This is a genomic window from Synechococcus sp. UW179B (genome assembly GCF_900474245.1).
Taxonomy (GTDB): domain Bacteria; phylum Cyanobacteriota; class Cyanobacteriia; order PCC-6307; family Cyanobiaceae; genus Synechococcus_C.
Genome location: NZ_UCNZ01000006.1, coordinates 189769 through 207075 on the forward strand (window position 1 = coordinate 189769; position 17307 = coordinate 207075).

Here is a 17307-nt window from a genome sequence, read left to right on the forward strand (position 1 = left end):
GTCTGCGATGAACTGTTCATGCTTTGTCTAGCTGTGGCTGCGGGGGCCTGGGCTTGAAACCGTCTCCGCAGGGGGCACGCTGCTGGTGGAACCAACTCCAGCCAGCGCAGGCAACGGCGAATTGTCGATCAAGGCAACCGCCAATGCTTCCAACTCGTCTGCTGTTCGCGCCCCAAGCGAACGGCCGCGCATCACAGCGTCGGCTGAAAATAAATTGAGCTGTGGAATCCCTGTGACGTCATACAGGTTGATCAAATCGAGCCAGCGTGGATTATCGATATTCACCAAAACCACATCCAACTGATCGGCGTGTTTTTGTTCCGTCTGAAGCATCGCTGGCGCCATCGCTTGGCAGGCCTCACACCAATCGGCGTAAAACTCCAGCACGGTGGGCCGAGAGTTGTTGAGAGCGATCTCCGGATCGAGGGATTGCCTGGCCAGCTGGTCGAGAGGGGCTTCCTGGTTGAGACCATTGCGCAGCAGAAATAATCCAGCGGCGAGGACCAGTGCCGTGATGAGCAGCAACCCCTTTTGCAAGGGGGTCAAGGTGGCGGGGGCGGAACTGCCGGTCATGCCGGGGAAAATGGTGAGCCTTCACTTTGGCAGGCTGATGGGTGCGCTGTTGCTAGCGTTTGAAAGCCAATACCGTTGTTGTGATCAGCTTTCTCGCTGATTTCATTTCCAGCTGATTTCATCAGTCGACCGTTGGCTGCATGCTGATGTCTCTTTTTCGTTTTCTCTCACTGCCACTGCGGGCTCCCCTGCTGCTTGTGCTGTTTGGTGTGGCCATTTTTCTGGGTCATCACTGGTCGATTGAGAGTGAGCATTTGATTGCTCTGCAAAAAGTGCCGCCCAGCTTGTTCTGGACGGTGGAGGTGTTGCAATCGCTCGTGATTGTGCTGATCTGCACGATGCCGGATCTTCTCCTGCGTCAGCTGTCGATGCTGATGGCCTCCAGCCGCGTGCTCAGCCTGATCGCGACCCTCTTGCTTGTGATCATGGTGGGCCTTTATTTGCTCAGTCTGAGTCTGCTTTCCGATGTGCTGATCTTGGCGTCTGCCACCTTGCTGGCCCGGTTGGACCTCACCCGGATCAAGGTGATGCCTCCGCCTCAAGTCATGGCTTTTTGGTTGGCGGCGGTGGTGCTGGTGGGCATTTGGTTGGGTCAGGATTTGCCGAACCCGCTGGCTTCAGCTGTCGCAGTGGTCGCTACCTGATCCGAGATAGGCCCAGAGATTTCCTAGGACTTTTTTGGTGTAAAGACGCGTTTCTGGGTAGGGGATGCGCTCCACCCATAATTCTGGATCTTGCTTCAGATCGGGGGTCACCCACCGACTGGCGGCGCCTGGCCCAGCGTTGTAGCTGGCAACGGCCAGCACAATGTTGTCCTGCCATTGCCCCAGCAATTGACGGAGGTAACGCGCTCCGAGCTTTGCATTGCGTGTTGGCTCGCGTAGCTGCTCCTGGCTAAGGGAATCGCCAGCCAGTTCTTCCGCCGTGGCTGGCATCAGCTGCAGCAATCCAATCGCTCCGACGGGTGAGCTCACGCTTGGGGAGAAGCGGGATTCCTGCTTGGCGATCGCCATGAGCAGTTCAGATCGCACCGCCTCCTGTTGGGAGGCGGTGTCAAACACCTCCGAGAGCAGACGGGGATGCTGGCTGCGGTGCAGGAGCTGACGCTCCTCGCAGGTTTGATTGACAAGTCTCAAACTGGCGCGCCAAAGGCGACTCAGGCCTGTCCATGCGTCCCCCACGGCCACCCGAAGGCGACCTTCCACAAGCTTTTGGCTTGGATTGGATGGCTGATCGGATGGGGGCTGTTGATTCCGCCAGGTTTCCCAGGCTTCCTGGGTTTGGCCGAGGCGCCAGAGACGATCCAGGAATGGATCGCCACTTTTCAATGGCTCCCAGTGCGCTTGAAACGCATCGCTGAGATCTGCCGAGCGAGCGGTGGAGGCTTGATCAAGATCTGGCAGGTCTCCCCGTCCCAATCTCACCTCGGCGCGCCAGGTGTAATAACTCCTCGGATGGGTTTTGACCAATCGCTCCCAGATTTGTTTGGCTTGCGCTGGTTGGTTTTGCTTCGACAAGGTGAGCCCCAGCCAGAACTGCTGCCTTGCGGCCAAAGGTTCAGGAAGATCTGCGCTCGGAATGGCGTTCAGGAGTGCTTCTGCACGCTCCCATTGGTCTTTCAACAGGGCCTCGCGAGCCAGGTCCCACTGCAGTTGCCAGGCGGCTGGGCTGGTGGGCCAGCGCCTCAGAACGGCCATGGCATTCGTTAAGTCACCGTTCGTTGCGTCAGCAAGGCGCACCCGGGCTGCTGCAACATCAGCGGAGCGTTGTTGCAAGGCTTTCGGCAGGGCATCCAATAGCGCCGGGTCGGGTCTCAGCGGTTCGCTGAGCAACGCTGCGGCCTCGAGGGCTTCCGGATCGTCTGGGTGGTTGATGGCGAGCTCGAGCAATTGCTGCTTTCCACGCGCTTGCTGTTCAGCGTTCCCTCGGAGCAGGACCCGACCAATGGCCAAGGCGCTGGCTGGAGTGGTGGGTGTGCCCTGGAGGCAGGCTTCCGCAGCACGGCTATCTCCAAGGGACGCGAGCCCTTGCGCAAGCGAGAGTCGATCGGTTTGGTTCAAGCCAGCGCCGCTGATCCTGTTGCAGGCTTCCCTGATCTGAATGGCAGCTCCTGGCCAGCGGGCACCCCAGCGGGCTAGGTGCAAGGCGGCGATCGTTTGCTTGGGTGAATCCTTGTTGGTTTCTGCTGCTGCTGCCAAGGCGGCCGGATGGCCGGGGTGTTGTTGAAAAAGCTCTGTGTGGAGCGCTGGGTTGGCTTGCCCGAGGTGATAGCGGGCATCGGCACTGGCGGCACTTTGGGGGAAGCGTTGGAGCAAGTCCTGCCAGCGTTGCTGTGTCTCTGCAGTGCGCCCGAATTTGGCTGCAATTAACGCCTGCTGTTTCAGCGTGACGGCCGCCAGAGGATCGTTGCCCCAGCCTTGATTGGCCAGCAAGCGCTGGGATCTCTCCGCTGAATCGGGGCTGCGTGCTGCGAGCAAGAGAGCGGCTTCCCTCCGCTCGCTGGGATTGAGCGACCAGCGATAACGGGTCCAGAGCTCAGCGCTCGAAAGCGATGGTGTGAGTGGAGTGTGCAGGCGGCGCAAGACCGTCTGTCCGCCGAGGACGATCGCAACGGTAAGGAGTGGAGTTCCAGCCAGAAGCAGAAGGCCACGGGAGTTTTGAACGGTCAAGACTCGGCCGGAAACTGATGGCATTCTGTTCCCAGCGCACGGCATTGAGATGGCAAAGGGGCAAGGGCCGCGGCGCCCAGGGAGCGAGCAACGCCGTCGCTGTGCGATCGCCTGTGGCTTGGCTTTGCTGCTGTGGGGATTGCGTTGGCTTTGGCTCCTCCAGTTCGTGCCTGGCTGGCTTGTGGCAGGACTGATGGCGTGGGCGTTGTTGGAGGTGGCAGCCCTGTTGCTAGCCCCGCGTCGTTGGCTTTAGGACCAGCGGCCCCGCTTAAGATTGCGTTCAGAATTGAGTTGTCATGGCTGAAGCTGCCACCCATCCTTTGGGGCAACTCCCGAAGCCATCGCAGATCAGCTTTGGGACGGACGGCTTGCGTGGTCGGGTCGACACCATGCTCACCCCGGCTTTGGCCCTTCAGGTGGGGTACTGGTGTGGACGGGTGCTTCAGGCAGAGGGACCTGTGCTGATTGGCATGGATTCGCGCAGCAGCGGCAGCATGTTGGTCGCCGCACTCAGCGCTGGCCTCACGGCATCTGGCCGAGAGGTGTGGACCTTGGGACTGTGCCCCACGCCGGCTGTGCCCGGTTTGATTCGCCGTTACTCAGCTGCCGGTGGCTTGATGGTTTCGGCGAGCCACAACCCTCCTGAAGACAACGGGATCAAGGTGTTTGGCGCCACTGGCAGCAAGTTGTCCCCTGAGCGTCAGCAGGTGATTGAAGCCGGTCTTTGTAATGGAGACGGTTCTGGGATCGCGTTAGCGGCATCCGGAGTGGCCCGTCATCGCCCTGAACTTCTCGACGACTACCGCGCCAGCTTGTTGTCCAGCGTTGGGTCGCATCGACTCGATAGTGTTCCGATCGTGCTGGATCTCTGCTGGGGATCGGCAACAGCCTGTGGTGCAGAGGTGTTTTCTGCCCTCGGCGCCGATCTCACGGTGTTACACGGTGATCCGGATGGCACCAAGATCAATCTGAATTGTGGTTCCACCCACCTGGAGCCTCTGCGCCGAGCGGTGATCGAAAAGGGGGCCGCCATGGGCTTTGGTTTTGATGGCGATGCCGATCGCATGTTGGCGATTGATGGCCAAGGACGTGTGGTGGATGGTGACCACGTCCTCTACCTCTGGGGGTCGGTCTTGCAGGCGCAGGAACAACTTCCGGATCAGCGCTTGGTGGCCACGGTGATGTCGAATTTGGGTTTTGAGCGGGCTTGGCAAGCGCGTGGTGGCCTGTTGGACCGGACACCGGTGGGAGACCAGCATGTGCATGCCGAGATGGTCCGTACGGGGGCAGCCCTCGGCGGCGAGCAATCAGGTCACATCCTGTCTTCCGTGAATGGGTTGGCCGGTGATGGTGTTTTGACCGCTCTGCAGCTGGCAAGCCTTTGCCATGCCCAACAGTTTTCTTTGGCCGAGTGGGTGGATCAGAGCTTTCAGGCCTATCCCCAGAAACTGGTGAATGTGCGCGTCGAGAATCGTGAGCGCCGAACGGGTTGGGAGGACTGTGCTCCGCTCTATTCCTTGGTTCAAGAGGCGGAGGCTTCGATGGCGGAAGACGGTCGCGTCCTGGTGCGGGCGAGTGGGACAGAACCCCTGCTGCGCGTGATGGTTGAGGCTGCCGATCAAGCGGTGGTCGATCACTGGACCTCCCGCTTAGCTGCCGCAGCAGATCAGCATCTCAATGCTGCTTGATCAGGACGTCTTGATCAGGACGTCTTGATCATTGCCTCTCGATCAGCAGCTTTCCAGGGCCAGGGTGAGCGCTCCATCGCAGGCGTCTCCACTCCGGTCGTCCCAGTGCGCCTCCAGCTGACGCTGGCGTAAGGACGCATCCACGGCCTGCTGAAGAGGCGCGAGATTCAGCAGTGCTCCGCCCCTGGCGCAGAGCACTGGTCGGGTCAGCCCCAGGGATGAAGCCACGGCTTGAACGGCTTCGGCAAGCGCAGCGCCGGAGCGGTCGACAATGGCCGCGGCCTCCGCATGGCCCGCCTCTGCGGCGGCGGAGACGATCGGGGCCAATTGGGCCAGCTGGGCTGGTTGGTAATCGGGCTGCACAACGAAGGCCTTGATCTCTGCCGCTGTGCGGCACCCCAGCACTTGCCACAACTGGTTGCGCAGTGGTCCGTCCGGGAGTCGGCCATCGGCCATGCGCAGGCTGAGCTGCAGCCCCTGATGGCCGAGGTCAAAGGCAGCCCCTGCTCCATCCAGTTGCCATCCCCATCCGCCACAACGCTTTTCAAGGCCGCTGTTGTTGCGTCCAACCACGATCATTCCAGTGCCGCTGATCAGCACGATGCCGGCATCGCTTGGAAAGGCTCCCCGCAGGGCGGTGCGTTCGTCGCCAGTGGCGATGCAGTGCTCTTTTGGTAGCTCAAGACCGGTGGCTAAGAGCTCTCTGGCGCGGTCCTGAAGCGCTGTGCCCTGCTCCACGCCGCTGGCACCAACGGCAGCAGCGGCGATCTTCCAGCCGCTGGGATTAGCGGCCTGCAGGCTGCTGCGAATGGCCTCCAGGAACCGTGTTTCGCCTCCGCTGGCTTGGAGGTGGCTCACGCCACTGCCCTTGCCTTCTCCAAGGGCTTGCCAGTGCCCGTTGTGCCATCGGCTCAGCTTGCAGCGGCAATGGGTTTGGCCAGCATCGAAACCAGCCAAAATCAGGGCATCCCTCATCGGTCGGCCTGGGCGGTCTTGGTGGTCTGGCCGACCTGACTCAGGGTTGCCAGGCAAAACCAACCGATGATTTGCACTTCTGGCCGGAAGAAAATGGTGTCCGTGGCGCCTTGGATGAGCAGCCCGGCGATCGCGGCAAGGCATCCCAGCCAGGGCAACGCCAGAGCAGACGTTGAGCGCAAAGCCTTGAGGCCGTTGCGAACGCTGGCTCCAGCCAATCCAAGAGCGGCGATCAGGCCTGGAATGCCCGTTTCAACAAGGAGTTCCAGGGGAACGGAATAGGCGCTGAGGGCATTGAACTTGGGCTGTTGGTACAGGGGGTAAATGGCATTGAATGCGGCGTTGCCTGGCCCGATGCCCAGCCAGGGGCGGTCTTGAATCATCTCGATTGCGGCCAACCACACGTTGATGCGGAAGTTGTTGGAGCTATCGCCTCGTCCAGCCAGCAGGCTGGCGACCCGCGTGCGGACGGGCTCCACCTGCGTGACTGCGATAGCCAAGCTCAAACCAGCCAGCACAAGCAGGGCGATGGGGACGAGACGTCGCCACAGGGTTGGCCAGCTGCGGATGGCACGCAACACGAGCAGCAGCACCAGCACGCCCAGGGCCGCGAGCATGCCTAGCCAGCCACCGCGGCTGTAGGTGAACAACGTGGCTGCTGCTCCTAACCCCAGGGCCACAGCGGCGTAGCAGCGTGCTCCCCAGCCCCGCCAGCGGATCAAGGCAATGAGCGCCAACGGCAGGATGGGAACCAGGTATCCCGCCAGCAGATTGGGGTTGCCTAGGGGGCCGTAGATCCTGATCGTGCCGGCTGTTACGGAGTTGGGATCGGCCCAGCGTGCGAGCTCCTCGGTGGTTCCGTAGAGCTGGCGTAAGGCGATCACACTGGTAAGCACTTCGCCGCCCAGCATGGCGGCCACGAGTCGGTCCCACCACTCGGGACGCTCGGCCAGCAGCTGTCGCATCAGGGCGTACACGCCAAGGTAGCTGAGCAGCTTGATCAAGCCTTTCGCTGCAGCAACCGGAACAGGAGAGAAGCCCGTGGCGAGCACGGCGATGCCAAGAAAGACGAGCACCCAGGCGCTGATCGCCCCGATTCGCTGCGGTTGGCTCACGCTGGACCAAAGGATCCACAGCGCTCCGCAGGCGAGGACCACCAATCCCAGCCCCGTTCGGGTGAGGAAGGGAAGTCCAGTGAGGAGAACCATCAGCAGGATGCTTGCCAACCAGCTCAGGCGACGGCGCTGCTGATCACTAGCGGGCAGGAGTCCTTGCCAGCGCAGCAACAGAGGTGGTGGGGCCTGAGCCTCATCCATGAGGTGTGGGTGCAGCGGCTTTGGAATTATCAACCTGTTGCCAAGCCATCTCCAGATCTCTCAAGGCGGGAAGGGCGGCGTCCGTGCGCTCAAACAGCACGCGATAGGTGGGTTGTCCTTGCTCCTGGACGTAGCGCTCCCGTTCCGTGGCCACGGGCAGTGGGTTGCTCCTTCGCCATGGTTGTGGATCGTCTTTGGGGCGGGCAAAGCCGTTGGAGAGTTCCACCAGGGCCACCATCGGTTCGATCACAGCCAACACATCACTTTGCAAAAACAGATGTCGCCCTGGATGGAGCGCTGAGGCGATGGCCAGCAACAGGGCGGGTTGCAGCACGCGGCGCTTGCGATGGCGCTGTTTAAACCAGGGATCTGGAAACTGAATGCTTACCAGCTGCAACTGGTCTGGTGGCAGCGCTGCCATCCAAGCCTCGAGACTGATATTGGCATTACAAAATAAAAAATGGAGGTTGTGCTGCTCCTGCCGGTCGCGATCGCGTTGGGCGGCTTGCACCAGGGGCCGGCGGATCTCCACTCCCAGATGGTTTCGCTCGGGTTGCATCGCCGCAAGCTCCAACAAAAAGAAGCCTCGAGCGCAGCCAATATCGAGATGGATCGGCAGGTTGGGATTCTCGAACAGCTCCTGCGGTGCCGGTAGTTCCAGCGGCAATTGAAAGAAGCGGCTGAGCGGATTGACGTGCTGGCGCATCAGTCCTCAGGTGAGGCGACAAGAGGTGCATGGCGGAGCAAGCCCCAGCAAGCGGTGTACCCATGCAGGTAGGTGGTGTTGCTTAAGGGACCGATCTCGCCATTGCAAAACGCACCGGCGATTGGAAGATCGGGGAGCACGTCGCGGGCGATCGAAACATCGCCGTTGGCCTCTCCAAACAACCCGCTCCCTCGACCAAGGCAGGCAAATAGCAGACCACACAGTGGTGGCAATGGGCAACGGTCTTGGCTGGCCTCCAGCAGCTGGCGAGCTTCCAGCCTTGATGATTGCGCTTCTCGGAGCTGGAATTGCACGTGCTGGCCTGGTCGGACCCGCTCAGCCACGGCGACGGCACCATTGCGTGGGTCAACGCCGATGAGGTTGCGGACCAGGAAATCGCTGGGGCACTCCTGCATCAGATTGCGACGCTCCACGCCAAGGAAGAGAGAGTGCTGCACCAGCTCTCTGTCCTCCGCATTGAGACCGGCCAGCACGCGTTGCAAACAGGCCACAGGCGTGTCGCGACGATCGCCATCGCTGAGTTCCAGCAGAACGTTGCGTTGGGCTTGTTCGATCGCAAACACGGGACCAATCGGGCGGCAGCCCTGGGCCACAACTGGATCAAGAACCCAGTCCCCGCCGATGCTCACCCCAGCGGCACCATTGATGATCTGACCATCGAGGAGCAGCGAGCCATGACTGGCGTTGTGGGGTGCCGCAATTCCTCCAATGATCGCTGCGTTGGGGTAGGCGTAATCCAGGCCGCTGATCAGGTCGTTGATCGCTCCACAACTGGGATCGATGAACAGCAGCAGGGAGCGGCTGTCGGCTGGATCCACGCTGACCCAGTCCTGCCAGTTTTGAACCGGTCCATCAAGATCCGGGAGTGCCCCGGTGTCGAGCTGAAACGGCTTCAGCTGAGCCCCGGGGAGATTCAGCAGGGTCACGCTCAGGGCCGTGGTCTGCTCTAGCTCTTGCGACCGTCCGGCACTATCGGTTCCCACAACGCCGCCCCCCACGAAGCCGATCCAGTGTTCGGCCTGGAGTCTTTGGCTTAAAAGCGGAAGCAACCGCGGCAGATCGCTTGCGAAATGGCTGGAAACAAACACGAGGGCTAAGTCGCCTTTTTCCGAGCCGAGTTGATTGGTGACATCTTTCGTTGCCTCTTCCAAAGAGGCACAGCCACTGAGTGCTGTTCGGCACTTGGCCTGGGTTCCGGAGCCTCGGAACCAATCGAGGGGGTTGAACGGAACCATGTGTTGGACCCTACCAATCTCGAGGGCTAGGTCGATGGCATCGATAATGGCTCCAACTCGAACCTCCCTGGTGCCCGATCTCCCTTACCGCAGTTTGGTTTGGCTGACCTATCGCTTAGGGGCAACGTTTGCCCTGGGTGTTCCGCTCGTTCTGCTGATCTGGGCAGGGGTGCGGCGTGAGCCAGCGATGGTGCGCTTGCTGGGTCTGTATTGGAAGGTGGCAAGCCTGTTGCCCATCAGCGTGTTGCTGCTCACCGATCGGCGTCCGATCGGCTACGTGATGGCCTTCATCGCACCCGTGCTGATGGCGGTTTCGGTGTGGTTTTGGGTGGATCTCAATGAAGAACTCGCCGACAGTGCCCCGGGGAGTGCTCTCCCCCTCACCGTTCGTATCTGGCGCTGGGCCCTCACTGGATTCGCCTTGCTTGCGGCGGGGATGTCGGCCACCGCGTTGCGCTGTGCGGATCAACTGCGTGGTGCTGAGTGCCTGGCCTGGCTGGAAGGTCCCCAGGGCTTGCATCGCGTAGCGGAGCGTTTGTTCGACTTCGTTTTTGGGGGGCAGTGGAGTGAGGCGGTTGCCGCATTCATCGGCTATGTGGCCTTAGTGGCGTATGTGGTGGGGCTTCTCCAGTGGCTCCTCGTGCGCCTGCCGCGTCAGGGGCGGGTGGCTGGTGAGTTCTGATCCGTTGTTGCCGGCCCTTGAAGCGATCAGTCGTGATCGTCCCGATCGCGTCGTGCGACTGCGCGGAACGGTGCAGTCCGCTGAACGTGCGGAAGAAGCTCTGGAAGTGTTGATTTTTCGGGGCTTCAGCAGTTGCACCACCCATCCCACGGATTTTGATCCGGACCGCACCGTGCTTCCCGAGGGGGCGACCGTCGAAACCGCTGAATTGCTGCGCGGTCCACTCAACCCTCAACAGGAGGAGCGCCTGCTCGGGCCCCTCCCTCCTGAGCAATTGACCGAAGCAGGCCGCTGGATCTGACGCTTAGCGCCGTTCCAGTACGGCAACGCAGCGACCGCAGAGGCTGGGGTGAGCACTGTGCTGACCGATGTCGCTTTCATAGTGCCAACAGCGCTCACACTTCTCACCTCGAGACAGGGCCACTTCGATCACGGCGAGTTCGTTGTCATCACTGGCCAGCAATTCGGCCCAGGGCTCGCCTCCAATCTGCAGCTGGGAGACGAGCAGCCAATCGCGCAGGCCATCCACCTCTTGATCCCCCTTGCTTTGCAGCCAGTGAAGGGCGTCTTGAAGTGCAGGGGTGCGCGCTTCGAGGCGAACGGCCGCTTCCAGCGAGGCTCCCAGCATGCGTTTGCTTCGGCATTCCTCCAGCACCTTGTTCACCGCGGCACGCAGTTCGCGCAGCTCCTGCATGGGGGCTTGCAGGCTGTCATCGCGCCAGTCCTCCGGCACCGTGGGCCAGCCGCTCAGAAACACCGACTCGGTCTCTGTTGGATAGGGGATGTTCTGCCAGATGTCTTCCGCCATGTGGCAAAGCACCGGGGCGATGGCCGCGGCCAGGCGCTCAATAATCAGCGCCATTACGGTTTGGCAGCTGCGGCGACGCTTGTCGGTGGGGGCGCTGACGTACAGCCGGTCTTTGGCGATGTCGAGGTAGAAGTTCGATAAATCGGCAACGCAGAAGTTCTGCAGAAGCTGGAAGAAGCGGAAGAACTCATAGCGTTCAAACGCTTCACTGATCTGGTCGAGCACGGTTGCTGTGCGCTGCAACATCCAGCGATCGAGCAAGGGCAACTCACGGATGGCGATCGCATCACGACTGGGGACGAAATCGTGCAGATTGCCGAGCAGATAGCGCGAGGTGTTGCGCACTTTGCGATAGACGTCTGAGAGCTGCCGCAGGATGCCTGCACCGATCGGCACGTCGGCTGAATAATCCACAGAACTCACCCATAGGCGGAGCACGTCAGCGCCATAGGCGGGTTCTTGTTTTTGATTTTTACCTCCCTCGATGATCACCATCGGGTCCACCACATTGCCGAGGGATTTGCTCATCTTTCGGCCTTTTTCATCCAAGGCAAAGCCATGGGTGAGCACGGTTCGATAGGGGGCCGTGCCGTTCACGGCCACCGACGTCAACAACGAGGACTGGAACCAGCCGCGATGCTGATCCGATCCTTCTAAGTAGAGATCGGCGGGGTAGCTGAGACCGTCGCGTTGGCTCGATACAGAGGCCCAGCTGGAGCCGGAATCGAACCACACATCCATGGTGTCGGTGCCTTTACGCCAGAGATGCGCTTCTGCGCTGTGGCTGGGAGGGAGGAGATCAACCTCGTCTTTTTCCCACCAAATGTCGGCGCCGTGTTCTGCGATCAGCGCTTTGACATGGGCGATGGAATCGGCATTGAGCAGCACTTCGCCGGTTTCACGCTGATAAAACACTGGAATAGGAACACCCCAGGTGCGCTGCCGCGAGATGCACCAGTCGCCCCTTTCGGAGACCATCGACTCAATTCTGTTTCGGCCCGATGCGGGTAGCCATTGCACGCCATCAATGGCGGTTAGTGCCTCCGTGCGGAAGCCCTCCACGGAGGCAAACCACTGCTCAGTGGCCCTGAAGATTGTGGGCTTTTTCGTGCGCCAGTCGTAGGGATAGCGATGGCTGTAGTTCTCTTGCAGAAGCAGGGAACCGCAGTCCTCGAGCGCCGTGATGATCACGGCATTGGCATCCTTGAGCACGTTCAAGCCTTCGAATCGGCCAGCTTCTGCGGTGAGGGTTCCAGCTTCATCTACTGGGCAGAGCACGGGTAGGCCATGCTTCCGTCCGGTGTTGAAGTCATCGACGCCATGGCCTGGGGCCGTGTGCACCAAACCCGTCCCCGATTCCGTGGTGATGTATTCCCCACCAACAACGATGGCGCTGCGGCGCTCGAGTAGGGGGTGGCTGTAGGTGATGCCAGCAAGATCGGCCCCCTTCACGGTGGCTTTGGCTTGAAGCGGGCGTTCAAGCTTGGAGGCGATGGCGTCGCAGAGTTCAGCTGCCACGATTAGGAGCCGCCCGTTGCCGTCATCTGCCAGGCAATAGTCGAGGCGTTCGTTGACCGACACCGCCAGGTTGGCGGGCAGGGTCCAGGGGGTGGTGGTCCAGATCGCCACCTGTAGGCCCTCACTTAGGGCGTTGCTCTCTGCGGGTAAGTCCAAACCCTGCTCGTTGAGTTTGCTGCGTAGGCCTTCGGGGAGATCCACCACAGGAAAGCCCACGTAGACGCTGGGACTGGTGTGTCCGTCGGGATATTCGAGTTCGGCTTCCGCCAGGGCTGTGCGTGAGCTGGGGCTCCAGTGCACGGGTTTGAGCCCTCGGTAGATGTGGCCTTTCAGCGCCATCGTCCCAAAGACGTCGATCTGAGCGGCTTCGTAGTCCTTTTGGAGCGTGAGATAAGGGTGTTCCCAGTCGGCCCAGATGCCCCAGCGCTTAAAGCCGGCCATTTGGCCGGCAACTTGCTTATGGGCGTAGGCCGCAGCCTTTTTGCGCAACTTGATCGGGGTGAGCGCTTGACGCTGCTCCTGGCTGATGGCCTGGAGCACTTTGAGCTCAATTGGGAGACCATGACAGTCCCAGCCAGGGACAAAACGCACCTTCCGGCCCTGCATCAGACGGTGCTTGTTGATGATGTCCTTGAGCACCTTGTTTAAGGCGTGGCCCATGTGCAGGGCGCCGTTGGCATAGGGCGGGCCGTCATGCAGGGTGAACATCGGCCCGGGATTGTTGCGTCCCAACTCCAGGTCGATGCCTTTGTCTTTCCAGAAGGCTTGAAGTTCCGGTTCGCGGTGGATGGCATTGGCACGCATTCCAAAGCCCGTCTCCAGCAGGTTGAGGGTGTCTCTGTATGACGGGCGCTTATCAGCGTCCTGGCCTGTCTGCTGGGTCACGTTGGCGCTGTAGCAAAGAGAATTATCAGTCTTCGTCGGTGCGATCCGTGCTTGCCTCAGCGCTGGTTTCGTTCAGGGCTTCATCTGGGGCTTCATCCGCAGCTTCATCGCTCTTGGACGGTGAAGGCGCCTCCTCAGCTTCCAGGGATGGTTCTGGGCTGTCTGGACGGACCCAGCGCTTCGGGCGTTTTGGCGTGGTGACTTGTGCTTCCGGTGTGACGGCGTCGTTGCTGTCGCCATCGCCACTGCTGTCGTCGTTGTTGTTGGCTTCTTTTTTTTCAGCCGTTCCAGTTGTTTCCTTGATCTCGCCACCGGCAGGGGCGTCTAGGTCTGCCCCTGTGGATGACTCATCAGGGCGGACCCAGCGTTTGTTGGTTCCAGTTTTTGCGGCTGGTTTCAGGCTTTTGAGCGTGTCTGCCGTTGCGCTCACAAGGCTGGCCAAGACGGTGGTGAGTTGTTGCAGGCTGGTGGTCCAGCGTTCCCGGGAGCCAAGTCTTTGTCGTTCCTCATCACTGAGTTGTTGCCAGCGGGCCTGACCGACTTCCGCTCCGAGGCGGCTGATGAGCAAGCCAGCGCAGGCCACTCCCAGCATGGGAGCGCCCCGTAGTCGATCACTGCTGGTCACGAGGACCAGGCCAAGCAGAAGAATGATGGCTCCCCAGGCGCCATCGCGGGGACGACTGAGTTCCGTGGCGAGCAGTGGCAGCAGCAGAACGGCGAGCCCCGCCAGCAAACAGAGATCTCCAGTAAGAGTGGCCAGCATCGATGGATGTGGGGACGACGTTGTCCTCATTCTGGGTCGATGTTTAGGATTCGCTTCTGCCCATCTGGCGGAATTGGTAGACGCGCTGGTTTTAGGTACCAGTGACTTCGGTTGTGCGAGTTCAAGTCTCGCGGTGGGCATTCCTTTTCCTAGATTGGTGTTGCTTGTAGCAGCAGGCAACACAGGAATTTTTCGATGACTCAGGCACTCGCACAACCGGAGAGCTCGGGATCGACGCCCCGACTTCGGTCAGTGCCTAAGGAGTTTGTCGATCCACCGTCTGAGTGGAACCCCACCGTTGGCCTGTTCTTGGGCGGGTACGGCTTGGCAGCTTTGACGACTTGGGGTTGGTTTGTGGGTGGTTGGCCATTGCCCCTGCTGCTGATTGGCGGATTTTTAGCGCTCCATTTGGAGGGCACCGTCGTGCACGATGCCTGTCATAACGCGGCTCATCCTGTTCCTTGGGTGAACCAATTGATGGGGCACGGCTCAGCCTTGCTGTTGGGATTCAGTTTTCCTGTGTTTACACGGGTGCACTTGCAACACCATTCACATGTGAATGATCCCAAGCATGATCCTGATCACATTGTGAGTACGTTTGGTCCTCTCTGGTTAATTGCTCCCAGATTTTTCTATCACGAGTTTTTCTTCTTTCAACGAAAGCTCTGGAAGCGTTGGGAGTTGATGCAGTGGGGATTTGAGCGCGCCATCTTCTTTACGATCATTGCCGCAGCGATTCGGTTCGACTTTCTGCCTTTTATTTTTAATTGTTGGTTTGCTCCCGCGCTGATGGTGGGAGTCACGCTCGGTTTGTTTTTCGACTATTTGCCCCATCGCCCCTTCCTTTCGCGGAATCGTTGGCAGAACGCTCGTGTGTATCCGGGGCGTACGATGAATTGGCTAATTATGGGCCAAAATTATCATTTAGTGCATCATCTTTGGCCTTCTATTCCCTGGTTTGAATATAAACCTGCTTATGAGGCAACAAAGCCACTGCTTGATGCAAAGGATTCTCCGCAAAGGCTAGGAATCTTTGAGACGCGGTCTGATGTCGTCAATTTCTTCTACGACATTTTGATTGGCGTGCGCAGTCACAAGCCGCGGGGAAGCAAGATGCGGCCGGTCGCCAAGCTTTTGCCCAGTAGGCGCTTGAAGAGAGCCTGGCTTTCGCTGTTGCGACGCACAGCCGTCACTCCAGCACGTATGCGTTTCTAGCTCGTAACGCATACGTGCCGCTTGTGTGGTTGTGGGTTGTGCTGCTTAGTCGGCGAGGATCTTGGGTACGCGGAAGAAGTCTCCTTCTCGCTGGGGGGCCTGATCGAGCAGTTCTTGGCGCACATCTGTGTCCACAACAGTGTCTTCACGCGTTGCATTCACCACTTCTACAGCGCGCGTTGTGGGTTGAACCCCTTCGGTATCCACCGCTTGAAGTTGATCCACGTAATCGAGAATCCGTTCCAGCTGCCCCGTATAGGTGGCGATGGTGTCTTCAGGTAGGTCAAGGCGGGCAAGTTTGGCCACCTTGCGAACGTCATCGGCGGTGATCTTGCTCATGCAGCGGAGAGAAAGGTTTCAAGATCCTCGCGCAGTGCCGAAACCGCCGTGTCCAGCAACTCTGCTCCATGTTCTGGTGTCGCGAGATAGGGGTCAGAGCCCATGCGGCCATCGGGGTAACGTCGCCGAAAATCGGCTGGGCCGTGAATGGCTCCGCATGGGGCGGGCTCAGGTAGAGGCCTTTGCTTGGTGATCAGGCTGTCGTGAAGATGAAGGGTGACGGCGATTTCACTGGGGGTGGCATGTTGGCCTTCGCGATCGCCATACAGCTCTCGGGCTTGGCGCATCACAGGCCCTGCCATAAACCAGTTGGAAAGTCTGCAGCGCAGTTTGGAAGCCACCGGAAGTCCTCGGCTGGCGGCCGTTCCATAGGCCTGGGCAAAGGCTGCTTTGGTTGTGGCCATGTTGCCTCCGTGGCCATTCACCACAAAGATTCGCTCGAATCCATGGGTGGCTAAGGACAACACGAGGTCATGCATCACCGCCATCAGGGTGGCTGGTTGAAGACTCATCGTGCCCGCAAAGCCGAGATGGTGTTCGGCCATCCCATAGGCCTGAGCAGGAGTGACAAGCACTCCGCTGCGACGACCGAGCTCAAGCGCTACAGCTTCTGCTGTGAGCGCGTCAGTCCCAATCGCACCTGTGGGTCCATGCTGTTCTGTGGAGCCAAGCGGAATAATGATTCCTTTGCAGCCTTTCAAGTAGGCCTCAACGTCTGGCCAACTCTGAAGAGCCAAACGAATGGCTTCGGTGTTGGCCGCGGGGCCAGGCAGGGTGGCGTTCATGCCATCTCGATCAGTGGCTTGATGATCGCTCAGCTCGCGCCTTAGTGCGCTGTGCCGTTGCCGTCGTACTTGTCGGTGTTGTAGTAGCCGCCTCTGGTCCCGAAGTAGAAGGTGGCAATCACGAACAGTCCGCTGCCAAAGACCAAGACGGTCCCGAGATTGAAGCCAGAGAGGGCGGCGTCCATGGTTAGAAGGTCAGTTCATTAATCATGCCAAGGACTTGCGCACTGAGCTTTATTGGTGCGCTGATCGTCACCGGAGTGATGGTTGATCTCAGAGCGTGATCTCCTTGCCATCGCCCTGAATATCCAACCAATCGCGCAACCAGGCGGTGAGCCAGATGAAGGGAAGGGTGTCAGCAAAAGCGGCAAGGGCTTTGAACAAATATCCACTGGCGATGAAAGCTCCCAGCTGAGGAAGAACGGCCTCTCCGGCTCGAATCGGCAAAACATGGGCTGCGTAGTGACTGATCAACACCACGGCACTGGTGTCTACCAATTGGCTCACCAAGGTGGAGCCGTTGTTGCGGAGCCAGAGGGCTTTGCCATTGGTGCGTTCCTTCCAAAAATGAAACAAGCGCACGTCTACGAATTGGGCCGTGAGGTAAGCCACCATCGAGGCTCCGATGGACCCAAAGGCCAGGCGTTGAATCTCAAAAAATGTGGATTCAGGGGCGCCGTACAGGCCTGGCATCAAACCACCAACCCACAGAATCAAAACCACCCATCCATTGAGCAAGAGGCCAACCCACACCAGCTGAGTGGCTCTCTCCTCACCCCAAAGCTCACTAATGAGATCGGTGCATAAAAAGGTGACGGGATAGGGGAGGGCGCCAACGGCCACCACGATGGGCCAGGATCCAATCTTGCCAAGTGCCAGAAATCGTGTCAGGCCAAGGATGTTGAGCATCCCCAGGGTGCCCAAGAAGAGTCCGGCCAGCACAAGAAACACCAGGTCACGCCTCGCTTGGATTTGGCTTGTGGTGGTTGTGGCTGATGCCGACATGGGGTCGTCGGTCATCATTGGCGACCTAATAGTTTGATCATCGATTGTTGTTGATGAGCCATCTGAGATGGCGAGGTTGGATTGCCTTGTCTTGAGCAAACTGGATCGTGCTGAGTGCTCTTTC

At 59.7% G+C, this 17307-nt stretch carries 18 protein-coding genes and 1 tRNA gene; 7 read left to right on the plus strand and 12 right to left on the minus strand.

From position 1 onward, the window contains the following. Nucleotides 1-27 precede the first annotated feature (27 nt). Entirely contained in the window at nucleotides 28-573 is a 546-nt protein-coding gene (locus DXY38_RS03590) for a thioredoxin domain-containing protein (RefSeq protein ID WP_115070486.1), read from the minus strand. A 146-nt stretch (nucleotides 574-719) separates the two neighbouring features. Between DXY38_RS03590 and DXY38_RS03595 the strand changes: the two genes are divergently transcribed. Continuing rightward, a complete protein-coding gene (locus DXY38_RS03595) occupies nucleotides 720-1217 on the plus strand; it encodes a hypothetical protein (protein ID WP_244278989.1) in 498 nt (165 codons plus the stop codon). Here the strand turns inward: DXY38_RS03595 and DXY38_RS03600 are convergent. Further along, on the minus strand, nucleotides 1191-3266 hold the full coding sequence (locus tag DXY38_RS03600) for a transglycosylase SLT domain-containing protein (RefSeq protein ID WP_115070488.1): 2076 nt from the start codon (nucleotides 3264-3266) through the stop codon (nucleotides 1191-1193). The genes DXY38_RS03595 and DXY38_RS03600 overlap by 27 nt on opposite strands. Nucleotides 3267-3291: 25 nt before the next feature. On the opposite strand from DXY38_RS03600, the gene DXY38_RS03605 reads away from it, so the two are divergent. Continuing rightward, nucleotides 3292-3495 carry a hypothetical protein gene (locus DXY38_RS03605; RefSeq protein ID WP_115070489.1) on the plus strand — a complete coding sequence of 68 codons (204 nt, stop codon included), beginning with the start codon at nucleotides 3292-3294 and terminating at the stop codon, nucleotides 3493-3495. A gap of 43 nt (nucleotides 3496-3538) precedes the next feature. Then, the gene (gene glmM, locus DXY38_RS03610) at nucleotides 3539-4930 is read left to right on the plus strand and encodes a phosphoglucosamine mutase (protein WP_115070490.1); all 1392 of its coding nucleotides are present in this window, start codon (nucleotides 3539-3541) and stop codon (nucleotides 4928-4930) included. A 42-nt stretch (nucleotides 4931-4972) separates the two neighbouring features. Here the strand turns inward: glmM and DXY38_RS03615 are convergent, their stop codons facing one another. Genes DXY38_RS03615 through DXY38_RS03630 form a run of 4 tightly spaced genes read right to left on the minus strand, consistent with a single transcriptional unit; the run spans nucleotide 4973 to nucleotide 9183 of the window. Next, the gene (locus tag DXY38_RS03615) at nucleotides 4973-5905 is read right to left on the minus strand and encodes a BadF/BadG/BcrA/BcrD ATPase family protein (RefSeq protein ID WP_115070491.1); all 933 of its coding nucleotides are present in this window, start codon (nucleotides 5903-5905) and stop codon (nucleotides 4973-4975) included. Next, nucleotides 5902-7221 carry an IctB family putative bicarbonate transporter gene (locus DXY38_RS03620; protein WP_115070492.1) on the minus strand — a complete coding sequence of 440 codons (1320 nt, stop codon included), beginning with the start codon at nucleotides 7219-7221 and terminating at the stop codon, nucleotides 5902-5904. The genes DXY38_RS03615 and DXY38_RS03620 overlap by 4 nt, the downstream gene beginning before the upstream one ends. Continuing rightward, entirely contained in the window at nucleotides 7214-7927 is a 714-nt protein-coding gene (gene trmB / locus DXY38_RS03625) for a tRNA (guanosine(46)-N7)-methyltransferase TrmB (protein WP_115070493.1), read from the minus strand. Before trmB ends, DXY38_RS03620 begins: the two co-directional genes overlap by 8 nt. Further along, entirely contained in the window at nucleotides 7927-9183 is a 1257-nt protein-coding gene (locus DXY38_RS03630) for an FIST N-terminal domain-containing protein (protein ID WP_115070494.1), read from the minus strand. Before DXY38_RS03630 ends, trmB begins: the two co-directional genes overlap by 1 nt. A gap of 70 nt (nucleotides 9184-9253) precedes the next feature. On the opposite strand from DXY38_RS03630, the gene DXY38_RS03635 reads away from it, so the two are divergent. Both DXY38_RS03635 and DXY38_RS03640 read left to right on the plus strand, forming a co-directional pair. Further along, complete coding sequence (locus DXY38_RS03635) at nucleotides 9254-9865, plus strand: DUF3177 family protein (protein WP_038014073.1); 612 nt, start codon at nucleotides 9254-9256, stop codon at nucleotides 9863-9865. Then, entirely contained in the window at nucleotides 9855-10166 is a 312-nt protein-coding gene (locus tag DXY38_RS03640; RefSeq protein WP_115070495.1) for a hypothetical protein, read from the plus strand. The genes DXY38_RS03635 and DXY38_RS03640 overlap by 11 nt, the downstream gene beginning before the upstream one ends. A 3-nt stretch (nucleotides 10167-10169) precedes the next feature. Here DXY38_RS03640 and ileS read toward each other — a convergent pair whose 3' ends face one another. Next, nucleotides 10170-13076 (minus strand): isoleucine--tRNA ligase, encoded by a 2907-nt coding sequence (gene ileS / locus DXY38_RS03645; RefSeq protein WP_115070496.1) that lies wholly within the window; start codon nucleotides 13074-13076, stop codon nucleotides 10170-10172. A 25-nt stretch (nucleotides 13077-13101) separates the two neighbouring features. Beyond that, nucleotides 13102-13839 (minus strand): hypothetical protein, encoded by a 738-nt coding sequence (locus DXY38_RS03650; RefSeq protein WP_115070497.1) that lies wholly within the window; start codon nucleotides 13837-13839, stop codon nucleotides 13102-13104. Nucleotides 13840-13897: 58 nt separating this feature from the next. On the opposite strand from DXY38_RS03650, the gene DXY38_RS03655 reads away from it, so the two are divergent. Continuing rightward, nucleotides 13898-13979, plus strand: a tRNA-Leu gene (locus tag DXY38_RS03655). Nucleotides 13980-14034: 55 nt separating this feature from the next. Continuing rightward, on the plus strand, nucleotides 14035-15054 hold the full coding sequence (crtR, locus tag DXY38_RS03660; RefSeq protein WP_115070498.1) for a beta-carotene hydroxylase: 1020 nt from the start codon (nucleotides 14035-14037) through the stop codon (nucleotides 15052-15054). 45 nt (nucleotides 15055-15099) lie between these two features. Here the strand turns inward: crtR and gatC are convergent, their stop codons facing one another. The 4 genes from gatC to DXY38_RS03675 form a co-directional block, all read right to left on the minus strand. After that, nucleotides 15100-15393: an Asp-tRNA(Asn)/Glu-tRNA(Gln) amidotransferase subunit GatC gene (gene gatC, locus DXY38_RS03665; RefSeq protein WP_115070499.1), complete on the minus strand. Its 294-nt coding sequence runs from the start codon at nucleotides 15391-15393 to the stop codon at nucleotides 15100-15102. Further along, on the minus strand, nucleotides 15390-16178 hold the full coding sequence (locus DXY38_RS03670; RefSeq protein ID WP_115070500.1) for a creatininase family protein: 789 nt from the start codon (nucleotides 16176-16178) through the stop codon (nucleotides 15390-15392). The genes gatC and DXY38_RS03670 overlap by 4 nt, the downstream gene beginning before the upstream one ends. Nucleotides 16179-16219: 41 nt before the next feature. Further along, entirely contained in the window at nucleotides 16220-16363 is a 144-nt protein-coding gene (locus tag DXY38_RS13635; RefSeq protein WP_006853653.1) for a hypothetical protein, read from the minus strand. Nucleotides 16364-16451: 88 nt separating this feature from the next. Further along, nucleotides 16452-17198, minus strand: coding sequence for a queuosine precursor transporter (locus DXY38_RS03675; RefSeq protein WP_115070550.1), 747 nt, complete (start codon nucleotides 17196-17198; stop codon nucleotides 16452-16454). Between the last annotated feature and the right edge of the window lie 109 nt (nucleotides 17199-17307).